Here is an 822-nt window from a genome sequence, read left to right on the forward strand (position 1 = left end):
ACCGGACTCCAGATCCAGCCGGTTGCAGGCTTCGGCGAAGCGCAGGTAGGTGTCGACGCTGGCGACGACGATGCGCGCGTCCACCTTGACCAGCTCGATACCGACCAACGACACCCGTGCGAAGACGTCGATGACCAAGCCGCGGTCGAGGATCAGGTCGAGAACGTCGTAGAGGTTGCCCGAGCCACCGCCGTTGCTCCTGGCCAGTGCTCCTTCACCCTGCGGCACCACAGTCATGGTGCCTCCTTTCAGCTGCCCGTTCGGCTCGCGGGCGGCGCGCTCGTTCGTCACGCCCTGTATGGCGCGTCCTGCCGGCCGGCTAGCGGCCCTTGTCGATCTGGCCGCGGGTGTAGCGGCGGATGCGTTCGTAGGCGACGAGTTCGCCCTCCTCGTCCAGCTTGACTCGGTAGCTGGCCATCACGCTGGTCGTCGGCGGAACCCGTTCCAGTTCCAGGACTTCCACGTCCGCCTGCCAACCGTCCGAGGTGGGAGTGACCGCCGAGACGGATTCCGGCGCCCGCCCCAACAGCTCCTGGAGTTGCTCGGCCGCGTAGTGCATCGCCCGCCGGGCCGTGACACGGTGCTTGTCTCCCGTGCCCGAACCCTTCGTGGCGCGGCGCTCCTCGCCAGATCCGTCCGCCGCCTCGGTACGTCGCCGGGGCGTACGCCGGGCCCTTTGCGGATGGTCCTCTTCGCCTGCGGCCATTGCTCTCTCCGACATCGGAGACCTCATGCGTTCCGCGCCGCGCGCACACGGCGCCCCTCCATGGTATCCACCTGCGTTCCGCCCAGGACCGTCCCGATCACCGCCGGAGATCGTCC

2 protein-coding genes are annotated in these 822 nt (G+C 68.6%); both read right to left on the minus strand.

Translation table 11 applies throughout. The annotated features are described in order from the left end of the window. Positions 1-237 (minus strand): gas vesicle protein GvpJ (gene gvpJ / locus ACJ6WD_RS41310; RefSeq protein ID WP_407617820.1); only part of this gene is annotated, 237 nt, incomplete at its 3' end. Between the two features lie 82 nt (positions 238-319). After that, positions 320-706 carry a gas vesicle protein gene (locus ACJ6WD_RS41315; RefSeq protein ID WP_407617819.1) on the minus strand — a complete coding sequence of 129 codons (387 nt, stop codon included), beginning with the start codon at positions 704-706 and terminating at the stop codon, positions 320-322. Positions 707-822: the final 116 nt, after the last annotated feature.

This window comes from Streptomyces sp. VTCC 41912, assembly GCF_045799175.1.
Lineage (GTDB): Bacteria > Actinomycetota > Actinomycetes > Streptomycetales > Streptomycetaceae > Streptomyces > Streptomyces albulus_C.

Bases quoted from the DNA above. Each gene is read 5' to 3' on its own strand.
- ACJ6WD_RS41315 (WP_407617819.1), bottom strand. From the start codon at position 706: ATGGCCGCAGGCGAAGAGGACCATCCGCAAAGGGCCCGGCGTACGCCC.